This window comes from Belnapia sp. (assembly GCF_059504005.1).
In genome coordinates, this window is sequence record NZ_JCACHU010000055.1 from 24895 (window position 1) to 37302 (window position 12408).

16 protein-coding genes are annotated in these 12408 nt (G+C 70.7%); 12 read left to right on the forward strand and 4 right to left on the reverse strand.

The annotated features are described in order from the left end of the window. Positions 1 to 53: 53 nt before the first annotated feature. Positions 54 to 365: an HU family DNA-binding protein gene (locus AC5JJ1_RS08920; RefSeq protein WP_495784760.1), complete on the reverse strand. Its 312-nt coding sequence runs from the start codon at positions 363 to 365 to the stop codon at positions 54 to 56. A gap of 133 nt (positions 366 to 498) precedes the next feature. Here AC5JJ1_RS08920 and AC5JJ1_RS08925 point away from each other — a divergent pair, with 133 nt between their 5' ends. Genes AC5JJ1_RS08925 through AC5JJ1_RS08940 form a run of 4 tightly spaced genes read left to right on the forward strand, consistent with a single transcriptional unit; the run spans position 499 to position 2358 of the window. Continuing rightward, positions 499 to 1095: a glutathione S-transferase N-terminal domain-containing protein gene (locus tag AC5JJ1_RS08925; RefSeq protein ID WP_495784761.1), complete on the forward strand. Its 597-nt coding sequence runs from the start codon at positions 499 to 501 to the stop codon at positions 1093 to 1095. A 4-nt stretch (positions 1096 to 1099) separates the two neighbouring features. Beyond that, a complete protein-coding gene (locus AC5JJ1_RS08930) occupies positions 1100 to 1516 on the forward strand; it encodes an EVE domain-containing protein (RefSeq protein ID WP_495784762.1) in 417 nt (138 codons plus the stop codon). 3 nt (positions 1517 to 1519) lie between these two features. Then, on the forward strand, positions 1520 to 2008 hold the full coding sequence (locus tag AC5JJ1_RS08935; RefSeq protein ID WP_495784763.1) for a GFA family protein: 489 nt from the start codon (positions 1520 to 1522) through the stop codon (positions 2006 to 2008). Then, on the forward strand, positions 2005 to 2358 hold the full coding sequence (locus tag AC5JJ1_RS08940; RefSeq protein WP_495784764.1) for a Rieske (2Fe-2S) protein: 354 nt from the start codon (positions 2005 to 2007) through the stop codon (positions 2356 to 2358). Before AC5JJ1_RS08935 ends, AC5JJ1_RS08940 begins: the two co-directional genes overlap by 4 nt. A 24-nt stretch (positions 2359 to 2382) precedes the next feature. Here the strand turns inward: AC5JJ1_RS08940 and AC5JJ1_RS08945 are convergent, their stop codons facing one another. Further along, the gene (locus tag AC5JJ1_RS08945) at positions 2383 to 3807 is read right to left on the reverse strand and encodes a vanadium-dependent haloperoxidase (protein WP_495784775.1); all 1425 of its coding nucleotides are present in this window, start codon (positions 3805 to 3807) and stop codon (positions 2383 to 2385) included. 206 nt (positions 3808 to 4013) lie between these two features. Here AC5JJ1_RS08945 and acs point away from each other — a divergent pair, with 206 nt between their 5' ends. After that, positions 4014 to 5948, forward strand: coding sequence for an acetate--CoA ligase (gene acs, locus AC5JJ1_RS08950; protein ID WP_495784765.1), 1935 nt, complete (start codon positions 4014 to 4016; stop codon positions 5946 to 5948). Positions 5949 to 6149: 201 nt separating this feature from the next. On the opposite strand, the gene AC5JJ1_RS08955 is transcribed toward acs, so the two are convergent. Next, complete coding sequence (locus AC5JJ1_RS08955) at positions 6150 to 6419, reverse strand: DUF1674 domain-containing protein (protein ID WP_495784766.1); 270 nt, start codon at positions 6417 to 6419, stop codon at positions 6150 to 6152. Positions 6420 to 6513: 94 nt separating this feature from the next. On the opposite strand from AC5JJ1_RS08955, the gene htpX reads away from it, so the two are divergent. Beyond that, positions 6514 to 7440, forward strand: coding sequence for a zinc metalloprotease HtpX (htpX, locus tag AC5JJ1_RS08960; protein WP_495784767.1), 927 nt, complete (start codon positions 6514 to 6516; stop codon positions 7438 to 7440). Positions 7441 to 7484: 44 nt separating this feature from the next. Continuing rightward, positions 7485 to 7859, forward strand: coding sequence for a c-type cytochrome (locus AC5JJ1_RS08965; RefSeq protein ID WP_495784768.1), 375 nt, complete (start codon positions 7485 to 7487; stop codon positions 7857 to 7859). A gap of 2 nt (positions 7860 to 7861) precedes the next feature. On the opposite strand, the gene AC5JJ1_RS08970 is transcribed toward AC5JJ1_RS08965, so the two are convergent. Further along, the gene (locus AC5JJ1_RS08970) at positions 7862 to 8563 is read right to left on the reverse strand and encodes a dienelactone hydrolase family protein (RefSeq protein WP_495784769.1); all 702 of its coding nucleotides are present in this window, start codon (positions 8561 to 8563) and stop codon (positions 7862 to 7864) included. 45 nt (positions 8564 to 8608) lie between these two features. Here AC5JJ1_RS08970 and AC5JJ1_RS08975 point away from each other — a divergent pair, with 45 nt between their 5' ends. The 5 genes from AC5JJ1_RS08975 to AC5JJ1_RS08995 form a co-directional block, all read left to right on the forward strand. Beyond that, a complete protein-coding gene (locus AC5JJ1_RS08975) occupies positions 8609 to 9286 on the forward strand; it encodes a DUF3047 domain-containing protein (RefSeq protein ID WP_495784770.1) in 678 nt (225 codons plus the stop codon). Between the two features lie 54 nt (positions 9287 to 9340). Further along, positions 9341 to 10786 carry an MFS transporter gene (locus AC5JJ1_RS08980; protein ID WP_495784771.1) on the forward strand — a complete coding sequence of 482 codons (1446 nt, stop codon included), beginning with the start codon at positions 9341 to 9343 and terminating at the stop codon, positions 10784 to 10786. Positions 10787 to 10879: 93 nt separating this feature from the next. After that, positions 10880 to 11242 (forward strand): hypothetical protein, encoded by a 363-nt coding sequence (locus AC5JJ1_RS08985; protein WP_495784772.1) that lies wholly within the window; start codon positions 10880 to 10882, stop codon positions 11240 to 11242. A gap of 67 nt (positions 11243 to 11309) precedes the next feature. Continuing rightward, positions 11310 to 11810 (forward strand): flavin reductase, encoded by a 501-nt coding sequence (locus AC5JJ1_RS08990; RefSeq protein WP_495784773.1) that lies wholly within the window; start codon positions 11310 to 11312, stop codon positions 11808 to 11810. Between the two features lie 6 nt (positions 11811 to 11816). Then, positions 11817 to 12408, forward strand: a 592-nt coding sequence (locus AC5JJ1_RS08995) for a LysR family transcriptional regulator (protein ID WP_495784774.1), incomplete at its 3' end; no start/stop codon positions are given.

Here is a 12408-nt window from a genome sequence, read left to right on the forward strand (position 1 = left end):
CGGATGCGGGAGGATAAGGCGCGTCCCCTTGCCCGGAGGCAAGGGGCGCGGCGTCAGGCCTTGGCAGCCTTGCGCTTCGCTTTCTTCATGCCGGACAGCGCCGCGTCCTTCAGCGAGGGGCTGGCCTTGAAGCGGACGGTGGCACCCGCCTTCACCGCCACCTTCTCGCCGGTGCGGGGGTTCAGCGCAGTGCGCTTCGCCGTCTCGCGCACGATGAAGGCGCCGAAATCGGGGATGGTGAACCGGCCGGTCTCGACGATCTCTCCCTTGATGGCGGCGATGATGTCGCTCGCCAGGGCGTTGGCCTGGATGGTCGGCATCTCGGTTGACTTGACGATGACGTCGGTCAGGAACTTCTTCGACACGCACTGCACTCCTTTCGATTCGCCGGGGAATAGCGCGATCCGCGCGTTTTGTCAGTCATAACCTTGCATTGCGGGGAAGCTTGCGGGGCGGCCCCGGCTCTGGAAGATTTCGCCCGCCATCGAGGGAATCGCCATGAAGCTCGCCTATTCGCCCGCCAGCCCCTATGTCCGCAAGGTGGTGGCCTGCGCCATCGCCCGAGGGCTGGACGGCAAAATCGAGCGCTGGACGGTCCCGACCACGGACCCGGCCCTGCAGCCGGTCAACCCGCTCTCCAAGGTGCCTGCGCTCGTCACCGGGGACGGCATGGCGCTCTACGACAGCCCGGTCATCTGCGAATACCTCGACAGCATCGGCGATGCGCCGAAGCTTTTCCCTGGCGCCGGCCCGGCGCGCTGGACGGCGCTGCGGCGCCAGGCGCTCGGCGACGGCATCATGGATGCGAGCCAGCCGCGCCGGCGCGAGGTCGCCCTGCCGCAGGACCAGGGGCGGCAGGATTACATTAAGATACAGCAGGGCAAGGTCGCCCGCGCCCTCGACGTGCTGGAGGCCGAGGCCGGCTCGCTCGGCCTGCTGGCCGATATCGGCGACATCACCATCGGCTGCGCGCTCGGCTATCTCGACTTCCGCTTCCCGCACGAGCCCTGGCGGCTGGGCCATCCGGGGCTGGAGGCCTGGTACGCGAAGGTCGTGGCCATGCCGCCGCTGGCGCAGACCATGCCGGTCGGCTGAGCCGATGGCCCGTTGGCTGGTCAAGAGCGAGCCGGACGCCTTCTCCTGGGACCAGCAGGTGGCGCATGGGGTGGAGCCCTGGACCGGCGTGCGCAACGCGCTCGCCGCCAACAACCTCCGCGCCATGCGCATCGGCGACCGGGCCTTCTTCTACCACTCCAATATCGGCAAGGAGATCGTGGGCATCGTCGAGGTGGTCCGCGAGGCCTATCCGGACCCGACGGACGAGACGGGCCGCTGGGTCTGTGTCGACATGAAGGCGCTGCGGCCGGTGCCGCAGCCGGTGACGCTCGCCGCCATCAAGGCATCGCCGGAGCTTGCCGACCTCGCCCTGGTGCGGCAGTCGCGCCTTTCCGTGATGCCGGTCTCCGACCTGCACTGGGCCATCCTCTGCCGCATGGGTGGCGTTGCTAAGGAATAGGGAATGCGGCTCGACGGGTCCTGCCAGTGCGGCGCGGTGCGGTTCCAGGTGGAGAGCGCGCATCCCTACCCCTACCAGCGCTGCTACTGCTCGATCTGCCGCAAGACCGGGGGCGGGGGCGGCTATGCGATTAACCTGGGCGGCGACAGCGCCTCGCTCCGGGTGCAGGGGCGGCAGCACGTCACCCTGTACCATGCGCGGCTGAAGAACCCCGAGGATGCCCGCGCGCGTCGCAGCCCGGCCGAGCGGCATTTCTGCGGCACCTGCGGCAGCGCGCTCTGGCTCTATGACGCGCGCTGGCCGGAGCTGATCCACCCCTTCGCCTCGGCCATCGACACGCTGCTGCCCGAGCCGCCGGAGAGCACGCATATCATGCTGGAGTTCAAGGCGCCCTGGGTGGCGGTGGAGGCCGGGCCGCGCGACCGCCGGCACGAGCGCTACCCGGAGGAGAGCATCGCCGAATGGCATGCCCGGCTGGGCCTCGCCCGGTGATCGGCCCCGACGAGCGGGTGCTCTGCCCGGCCGAGGAGATCGAGGAGGGGGCGGCCCGCGGCTTCCCCGCCCCGCCCGGGCGCTTCACCGGCCTCTTCGCCCTCCGCAAGGGCGGCGAGATCCGGGTCTACGTCAACTCCTGCCCGCATATCGGGCTGCCGCTGGAGCCGCTGCCGAACCGCTTCCTCGACACCCGCAAGGCGCACATCGTCTGCGCCGTCCATGGCGCGCGCTTCCGCATCGAGGACGGGGTCTGCATCAGCGGGCCCTGCATCGGCCAGGCGCTGGAGGCCGTTCCCTGCCGGGTGGAGGAGGGGATGCTGGTGGTGCCGGCGGCCGCGGGCGAGTGAACCCGCGGCCGCCGGCTTCGGAGTTCAGGCGAAGCCGCGCTCCGTGGCGAGCACCTTGGCGATCTCCATGCCCAGCTTGACCCCGCCATAGGGGCCGAGCTCGGCCGGCGAGGCGGGCCGCCCGGTCTGCGGCATGCCGCCGACCAGCCTGCTGATCCCGTCCATGCGCCAATGCACGCCGAGCCAGACCCGGCTCTCGGCATTCTCGACCATCGCCTGCCAGAGGCTGCGATAGGTCCGCGCAACCCGAGGCCGGGGCCGACCGGTCCGGAGGTCGGTGTTGCGGCCGTCGAACTCGTCGGAGGTGAAGGTGAAGCCGATCCGGTCCTCCTCGCCATCGGTGAAGGTCTGGGACTTGTCGTGGTGGCGGATGAACCGGCGCAGGACCTCGAAGCTCGCCGCGCCGAAAGTGGCATGGCCCGAGGGGTAGGAGGGGAAGTTGGGCGTGGTGGCCAGCCGTGCCAGGTCGGTCTGGTTGGTCTGGGGCGCGCCGAGCGGCCGCCAGAACGGATCCGCCTCGGCGCCGGCGACGCCCGGGGGGGCGTTGCGGATGCCGAGCACCGGGCGCCAGAGCATGTGCGGGGTGCTGTACTTGTAGTGCCAGGCCTGGATGCCGGCATCGGCCATGGCGACGGCGATGGCGGTGACGGCCTGCAGGTAGCGGCTCGTGGTCAGCCAATGGACGTGCCGGGCCGCGAAGCCGTCCAGCACGGTCAAGGAGACCTGCATGTAGAGCCGCGGCGGCGTCCCGAGGCCCTTGGCGCCGTCATAGCCCCAGAAGATGCCGATCTCCTCCTGCTCCGCCGTGCGGCTGGTGCTGGTCTCCGCGCCATAGTCCAGGACCTCCTGGAACTCCGCGACGTAGTAGGGCCCCGGGGTGAAGGCGCCGCCCGGGTCGCCGCCGCCCGGGAGAGGATCGAGGTTCTGCAAGGCGACGAGGAAGGGCGGCGCGCCGCCCCAGAGCGGGCCCTGGAAACCCTGGCCCGGATGCAGCGGGTCCACGCCGTGGTCATAGGGCTCCGCGGGCGGGGGCGGCATCGGGAGGTCGGGAAGGAAGGGGGCGTCGCCACGCCGCCAGGCGAGCACCGCATCGGCCACCGCCCTGCCGAAGCCGATGCTCGCAGCATGCGGCGCCGCCCCTGCCACGAACCAGTTCCAGGCATCGGCCAAGTCGCCCTGCTGCGACGGGTAGAGCGTCCCGAGCACCTTGTAGGCGGCGGCGGCCATGGCGATGTCGGGCTTGGTTCCGGCGGGCGCCGGCGTGGCGACCCGATAGGGCGTCCCGGTGCCGGCTGCCGCCGCATGGGCGTCGTGCATGGCGATCAGCACCAGGGCCAGCGCCCGGGCGCTCTTGAAGGGACCGGTCTGGTCGCCCGGGCCGAAGCTGTGATCCTCCCAGTTCGCCTCCAGCGCCGCGTCGACCCAGTATCTCACGTTCTTCATGGTGATGTCCTCCGGGTTGGCTTGCGGATCGGATGGCCGGTCGGGGTTCCGCCGGGTCCGACGCGCGGGGACATCAGGCTGCCGAGGCCGTTAGGTCAGCGTGAGCCCACCCGGCCGCATCGTGAATTCAGCCGGGACCACCCAATTGACGAAGCGCAAGGCGGCGTGGCCAAACTCCCGCCATAAGGCGCTGTCCGAGGGGAGACACCAGAATGTCCGACAACCAATCGATCGCGGTGAAGCCGGCGGTCGCCGCCTCCGCCCATGTGACCGCCGACCAGCACGCCGCCATGACCGAGGCCGCCGCTGCCGATCCGGGCGGCTTCTGGGCCAAGGAGGCCGGGCGGGTCGCCTGGATCAGGCCGCCGACCCGCATCAAGAACACCAGCTTCACCGACGACGTCTCGATCCGCTGGTTCGAGGATGGGGTGCTGAACGCCTCCGTCTCCTGCCTCGACCGGCACCTGGCCAGCCGCGGCGACCAGGTGGCGATCATCTGGGAGGGCGACGACCCGAACAGCGACGCGAAGGTGACCTACAAGGACCTCCACGCCCGGGTGTGCCGCCTCGGCAACGCGCTGCGCGAGCTCGGCGTGAAGAAGGGCGACCGGGTCTGCATCTACCTGCCGATGATCGTCGAGGCGGCGGTCGCCATGCTGGCCTGCGCCCGGGTGGGTGCGATCCATTCCATCGTCTTCGGCGGCTTCTCGCCGGACAGCCTGGCCTCGCGCATCCAGGACAGCGAGTGCACGGTGCTCATCACCGCCGATGAGGGGCGGCGCGGCGGGCGCAGCGTGGCGCTCAAGACCAATGCCGACGAGGCGTTGGCGACCTGCCCGAGCATCAGCTCCGTCGTCGTGGTGAAGAACACCGGCGCCGCCGTGCCGATGCAGGCGGGACGCGACCACTGGTACGACGACCTCATCGCCAAGCAGCCGGCCGAATGCCCGCCGGAGCCGATGGGGGCGGAGGACCCGCTCTTCATCCTCTACACCTCCGGCTCGACGGGGAAGCCGAAGGGCGTGCTGCACACGACGGGCGGCTACCTGGTCTGGGCCAGCTACACGCATGAGCTGGTCTTCGACTACAAGCCGGGCGAGATCTACTGGTGCACCGCCGATGTCGGCTGGGTGACCGGCCACACCTATATCGTCTACGGCCCGCTGGCGAATGGCGCGACGACGCTGATGTTCGAGGGCGTGCCGAACTACCCCAGCGTCTCCCGCTTCTGGGAGGTGGTGGACAAGCATCAGGTCAACATCTTCTACACCGCGCCGACCGCCATCCGCGCCCTGATGCGCGACGGCGAGGGGCCAGTGAAGAAGACCTCGCGCACGTCGCTCCGCATCCTCGGCTCCGTCGGCGAGCCGATCAACCCGGAGGCCTGGCTCTGGTACTACCGCGTCGTCGGCGACGAGCGCTGCCCGGTGGTCGATACCTGGTGGCAGACGGAGACGGGCGGCATCCTCATCTCCCCGCTGCCCGGCGCGGTGGCGCAGAAGCCCGGCTCGGCGACGCTGCCGCTGCCCGGCGTGCAGCCGGCGCTGGTGGATGGCGAGGGCAAGCTGCTGGAGGGGGCGACGGAGGGCAACCTCGTCATCCTCGACAGCTGGCCAGGCCAGGCGCGCACGGTCTATGGCGACCATGAGCGCTTCATCCAGACCTATTTCTCGACCTTCCCCGGCATGTACTTCACCGGCGACGGCGCGCGGCGGGATGCGGACGGCTACTGGTGGATTACCGGCCGCGTCGACGACGTGATCAACGTCTCCGGCCACCGCATGGGCACGGCCGAGATCGAGAGCGCCCTCGTCGCCCATCCGAAGGTCGCCGAGGCCGCCGTGGTCGGCATGCCGCACGACCTGAAGGGCCAGGGCATCTACTGCTACGTGACGTTGAAGTCGGGCGAGGAGCCCTCGGACGCGCTGCGCAAGGAGCTGGTGACCTGGGTGCGGAAGGAGATCGGGCCGATCGCCTCGCCGGATGCCATCCAATGGGCGCCGGGCCTGCCGAAGACCCGCTCGGGCAAGATCATGCGGCGCATCCTCCGCAAGATCGCGGCGAACGAGACCGAGGCGCTGGGCGACACCTCGACGCTGGCCGACCCCGGGGTGGTGCAGGAGCTGGTCGCGAACCGCATTGGTTAGGCCGCGGAACAGGGGGTGAATCCGGCCTTGGCCGGGCAAAAATTACATCCCCTGGAATCAAGGGCCTGGCCCGAGTCGCGCGAACGAATCGCTGACGCGCGACTCGGGCCGGCGGAAAAGGCTTTCACCGCAAGGGCTTGTGGGTCAGCGGCAGCGGCACCCACAAGCCCGTTCCCGCTCCGGTCAGGGACCGAATCGGGATCAGAAGTCGCTGACGCGGCCCTTCCGCTCCCAGTCGCCATAGCGGGTCGGCTCCGGGCCGGCGGGGCCGCCGATCTCCTTCATCCGCAGCGGCTGCTCCGGCGGCGGGTCGCCGGCGGGCGGCATCATCGGGTCGCCGGGGATAGGCATGTCGGGCCCGGTCGGGTCGGTCACCGGCGGGGGCGGGATCTCGGGTCCAGGCGAGGGCGTCGGGATCGGCGGCGCCGGGGCAGGAGGGTCGCTCGGGGGCAGCGGTGTCGGGTCAGACATGGCGTTCTCCTTCTTGTCGCGTGACAGGGTCCAGCCTCATCTGGTGTCCTGCCTTGCACACGCCAACGCGCAACGGAGGGAGGGGGCGGCACCGATGGGCGGATATCTGCGCACCGCGATCCTGCTGGCCGGGCTGACGGGGCTGTTCCTCGGCATCGGCTACCTGCTCGGCGGGCGGCAGGGCATGGCGATCGCCTTCCTCGTCGCCTGCGCCACCAATCTCTGGTCCTGGTGGAACAGCGACCGCGTCGTGCTCTCCATGCACAATGCCGAGCCGATCGCGCCGGAGAGCGCGCCGCGGCTGTACCGGATGGTGGAAGGCCTGGCGCAGCGCGCCGGCCTGCCGATGCCCGCGCTCTACGTGATCCATGAGGACCAGCCCAACGCCTTCGCCACCGGCCGCAACCCGGAGAATGCCGCGGTCGCGGTCAATACCGGCCTCCTCGACCTGATGTCGGAGCAGGAGGTCGCCGGCGTCGTCGCGCATGAGCTGGCGCATATCCGGCACCGCGACACGCTGCTGATGACGCTGACGGCGACGCTGGCCGGCGCCATCGGCATGCTGGCGCAATTCGGCTTCCTCTTCGGCGGGCGGACGGAGGATGGCAGGCGCAACCCCTTCGGCCCGATCGGCGCGCTGCTGCTGGTGATCGTCGGCCCGATCGCCGCCATGCTGGTGCAGATGGCGATCAGCCGCTCGCGCGAATACGAGGCCGACCGGCTCGGCGCCGAGATCTGCGGCGACCCGCGCTGGCTGGCGAGCGGGCTGCAGAAGCTCGAGCACTACAAGCAGGGCTTGGTGAACCACACGGCGGAGGCGCACCCGGCCAGCGCGCATATGTTCATCGTGAACCCGTTGTCGGGGATGCGGATGGACAGCCTCTTCACCACCCATCCGCCGACCGAGGAGCGCATCCGCCGCCTGCTGGCGATGGCGCCGCCGGCGCCCGCCTGGCCGCAGGCGGCGGCCCGTGCCGCAAGCCCGTGGGGCACGGCCGGCCGCCGCAACCCCTGGGGCTGAGTGCGCATGGCCCCCAAACCCTCCTCCATGGAAAGGCCCGACCGATGCTTCGCTTCGCCCTGCTCGCCGCGCTGATGATCGCCCCCGCCCTGCCCGCCGCGGCGCAGGATGCGGCGGCGGGGCAGCGCGTCTTCAACCAGTGCCGCGCCTGCCACAGCATCGAGCAGGGCGGGCGCAACGGCGTCGGGCCCAACATCCACGGCGTGGTCGGGCGCAAGGCCGGCAGCATCGAGGGCTTCCGCTACTCGGCCAGCATGCGGGAGAAGGCGGCGGGCGGCCTCGCCTGGGACGAGGATACCCTCCGCGCCTATCTCGCCAACCCGAAGGCGGTGGTGCCGGCAGGCTCCATGTCCTATCCCGGCCTACGCAACGAGCAGCAGCTCAACGACCTGATCGCCTATCTGAAGGCGAACGGCTGAGCTTACCCCACCGTCTTGGCCAGCAGCTCCGCGCTGCGGCCATTGGCGATGGTGGCCGCCCGCGCATCCCAGGAATGGCCGCCCATGCGGGCGAAGGCGTGGTCGACGCCTGGATAGACATGCACGGCGACCTGGCTGTGGCCCGAGAGCCCGGCCAGGATCTTCGCCTGCGCCTCGGGCGGGACGAACTTGTCCTTCTCCGCGATGTGCAGGATCAGCGGCGCCTTGATGCCGCCGGCCTCGCCGAGCAGCCCCTCGATGCCGACGCCGTAGTAGCTGATATTGGCATCGGCATCCGAGCGCGCCGCCATCATGTAGGAGAGCCGCCCGCCGAGGCAGAAGCCCATGGTGGCAACCTTGCCGTTGCTGCCCGGCAGCTTGCGCGCATCGGCGACGGTGGCCTTCAGGTCCTCCACCGCCTTGTCCTGGTCCATGCCGTTCATCAGCGCGAAGGCGCGGTCCCACTGCGCCTGGCCGGCATCCGGGTCGAGCGAGACGCCCGGCTCCTGCCGCCAGAACAGGTCGGGGCTGACGGCGATGAAGCCCATATCGGCGACCCAGTCGGAGAGCTGCCGCATGGCGTCGTTCACGCCGAAGATCTCCTGGATCATCACCACGGCGCCGGCGGGGGTGGCCTTCGGCATTGCCAGATAGGCGCCGAAGCGCCCGCTGCCATCGGCCGCGGCGATCTCGATCTCGGGCATGCTCTGCTCCTTGTTTCGAACGGTTCCGGCGGCATCTAAGCCCAGATGCGCAGGCTTGCCATGCCCCTGGCGATGACAATGGTGGCGGCGGCCGGGCCGGCCACCCCGCCCGGCTCCCTCGAGGCGGCCGGCTGGCGCCATGCCGAATGGCATGGCGTCGCCCCGGCCCGCTTCCGCCCATTGCCCGGCGGCGGCGTGGCGGTGGAGGGCCGGGGCGAGGGCAGCTTCGTCTGGCGCCCGGTGCAGGGGCGGGCGGAATGCCTCAGCTGGCGCTGGCGGGTGGAGGCCGGGCCGCCGCCGACCGACCTCACCCGGTCGAGCGGGGACGACCGCGCGCTCTCCATCGCCATCGGCTTCTCCGGCTGGCCGACGCGCGTCACCTTCTGGCAGCGCAGCCAGCATGCCGTGGCCCAGGCGGTGGCGGGCAGCCACCCGCTGCCGCGCAGCGCCCTGCTCTATGTCTGGGGCGGGACGGGGCGGGAGCCCGCGGCCTTCCCCAGCCCGCACATGGCCGGGCTCGGCACCGTCTGGGTGCTGCGCCCGGCCGCGACGCCGACCGGGCGCTGGTTCGAGGAGCGGGTGGACCTGGCCGCGGACTGGCGCGCCGCCTTCGGGGGCGAGCCGCCGCCGCTGCAGGAGCTGGTGGTCGGCACCGATGCGGACGACACCGGCAGCCGGCTCGAGGCGCAGGTCGAGGGGATCCGCTTCGGCCCCTGCCGCTGAGGCATCGAAGGGCCGCGCCATGCGTTGCCGCCGGTTCGAGGAGACCGAAGCGGCATGCGCGACACCCCCAATTCCGGTCAGTTCAGCACCGACGTCCCCGCCCGGCTCGACCGGTTGCCCTGGAGCGGCTTCCACTGGCGCGTCGTCATCGCCCTCGGCATCACCTGGATCCTGGACGGGCTGGAGGTCACGCTGGTCGGCAGCCTGGCCGGCGCCATCCATCAGAGCCCGAGCCTCGCGCTCACCGAGACGCAGATCGGGTTGACCGCCTCGGCCTATCTGGTCGGCGCTGTCTTGGGTGCGCTTGGCTTCGGCTGGCTGGCCGACCGCATCGGCCGCCGCCGCCTGTTCTTCATCACCCTCATCGTCTACATGCTGGCCAGCATCGCCACCGGCTTCGCCTGGGATTTCTGGACCTTCGCGTTCTGCCGGCTGCTGACCGGGGCCGGGATCGGTGGCGAGTACGCCGCGGTCAATTCCGCCATCCAGGAACTCATCCCCGCCCGGTTGCGCGGCCGCGTCGACCTTTTCGTCAACGGCACTTTCTGGGGCGGCGCCGCGATCGGCGCCATCACCTCCCTGGTGGTGCTCGACCCTGCCATCATCGACCCCGAGATCGGTTGGCGCGCCGCCTTCATCGTCGGCGGCGCGCTGTCGGTGGTGGTGTTGCTGCTCCGCCGCCACCTGCCGGAAAGCCCTCGCTGGCTGATGCTGCACGGCAAGCCGGAGGAAGGGGAGCGGATCGTCTCGGCCATCGAGCGGGATGTGGCGGCCGAGAAGGGCCCGCTGCCGCCCACCACCTATGGCCCGACGGTGCTCAACCGCCGTGGCGCCGCCAGCATCGCCGAGATCTGGCAGACCATGTTCCGGACCCACCGTGACCGGGCGATCCTCGGCCTGACGCTGATGTCCTGCCAGGCCTTTTGCTACAATGCGGTGTTCTTCACCTATGCCCTGGTGCTGACCAGGTTCTACGAGATCCCGGCCCATCACATCGGCTGGTTCATGCTGCCCTTCGCCCTCGGCAACCTCGCTGGCCCGCTGATGCTCGGCCGCTTCTTCGACACCATCGGCCGCCGCCAGATGATCACCGCGACCTATGGCCTCGCCGGGCTGCTCATGGCGGCGACCGGCATCGCCTTCGCGCAGGGCTGGCTCTCCGCCTGGGAGCAGACGGCGGCCTGGACCTTGATCTTCTTCTTCGCATCCGCCGCCGCCTCCGCCGCGTACCTCACCGTGGGGGAGAGCTTCCCCCTGGAGATGCGGGCCATGGCCATTGCGCTGTTCTACGCCATCGGCACGGCGGTGGGCGGGGTGGTGGGGCCGACGCTTTTCGGCTGGCTGATCTCGAGCGGGGAACGGGGCGACATCCTTTGGGGCTACCTCATCGCGGCGGCGCTGATGCTGGTGGCGGCGGCGACGGAGTGGAAGCTCGGCTTCGCGGCGGAAGGGCGCTCGCTCGAGGACGTGTCGGCGCCTTTGTCCTCGATTGTCAAATGAGTGTAGGGGCGTACCGATGAGACTCGCGCAACTGGCAGCCAAAGGTTAAGATTCATTTTGCAACTGGCGATTGCGCCCGAGGGAGCAGGCAATATGGCTGCGAGCACCCGACCCCGCATGGCGGATGACGAGTGGGAGAGCGTCTGGCGCGAATACGACCGCCGCGCGCCCACCTCGCCGCCAGCGGCGCCGGCCGCACCGAAGGCCAGGGCGCGGCGGCCCAGCCCCCTCGTGCTGCTCGCCCTCGGCCTCAGCCTCGCCCTCGCGCCGCGGCTGGCCTCGCTGCAGGCCAACATGGCCGGCGGGATCGACAGGCCGCCCGTGGCGGCCTCCCTCTCGCCGGCGGAGGCGGAGCTGCCGCCGCTCTCCGCCTCCGTCGCCCGCCTGGCCGCGCACTCCGCCGATGCGGCCTGCTGGGTGATGCGGCTCGATCCGCGGCAGCCGGCCTGCCCCTGAGGGGCCCCCGGTTCCGTCCAGCATCCCGCATGCTTAAATCAGGGCCTCCAGCAAGGCAGGCTCCCTGATGTCCGTGACGAAGCAGGAATTCCGCGATGCCATGGCCCGGCTCGGCGCTGCGGTGAACATCATCACCACCGGCGGGCCGGCCGGGCGCGGCGGCTTCACCGCCAGCGCCGTCTGCAGCGTGACCGACGAGCCGCCGACCCTCCTCGTCTGCATGAACCGCAATGCCACCGCCGCGCCCACGCTGAAGGCCAACGGCAATGTCTGCGTCAACGTCGCCGCCGCCGGGCAGAAGGAGGTGGCGATGGTCTTCGCCGGCTTCACCAAATGCACGATGGAGCAGCGCTTCGAGGCCGGCACCTGGGCCAGCCTCGCCACCGGGGCGCCGGTGCTGCAGGGGGCGGTCGTCTCCTTCGACTGCCGCGTCGCCGAGATCGTCGAGAAGGGCACGCATTGCGTGGTCTTCGCCGAGGTGGCGGGCATCCGCGGCGGCAGCCACCACGAGCACGGGCTGATCTATTTCGGCCGGGACTACCATCCGGTGGGCAAGGCCGCGGACTGACGGGCCGTGTCGCTGCGGCCCGAGGAGACGGAGCTCCGCCGGCTCGACCTCAACCTGCTGCCGGTCTTCGTCACGCTGATGCGCGAGCGCAGCGTGACCCGGGCGGGGGAGGCGCTGTTCCTGTCCCAGCCGGCGACCTCGGCGGCGCTGGCCCGGCTGCGCACCGCCTTCCGCGACGAGCTGCTGGTGCGGAACGGCAAGGCGCTGGAGCCGACGGCGCGGGCCGAGGCGCTGCTTGCCGCCCTCTCGCCCTCGCTCCAGGCGATCGCGGCGACGCTGGCGGGTGCCGTGCCCTTCGACCCGGCGGGGGATGAGCGGGTCTTCCGCATCGGCTGGACCGACGATGTGGGCATGGCGGCGAAGCCGCTGCTGACCCGCATATGGCAGCAGGCGCCGCAGTGCCGCGTGGTGATCCGCGCGGCCAATTACCGCACCATCCCGGGGATGCTGGAGAGCGGCGAGATCGGGCTGGCGATCGGCTTCATGGGCGACGACCTGCCGGCGCTGGCGAAGCAGCGGGTGCTGCGGCGGGGCGGCTTCCAGGTGTCAGGCGACATGGAATCTCCCTCCCTTGGCGACATGAAATCGCCCCCCCTCT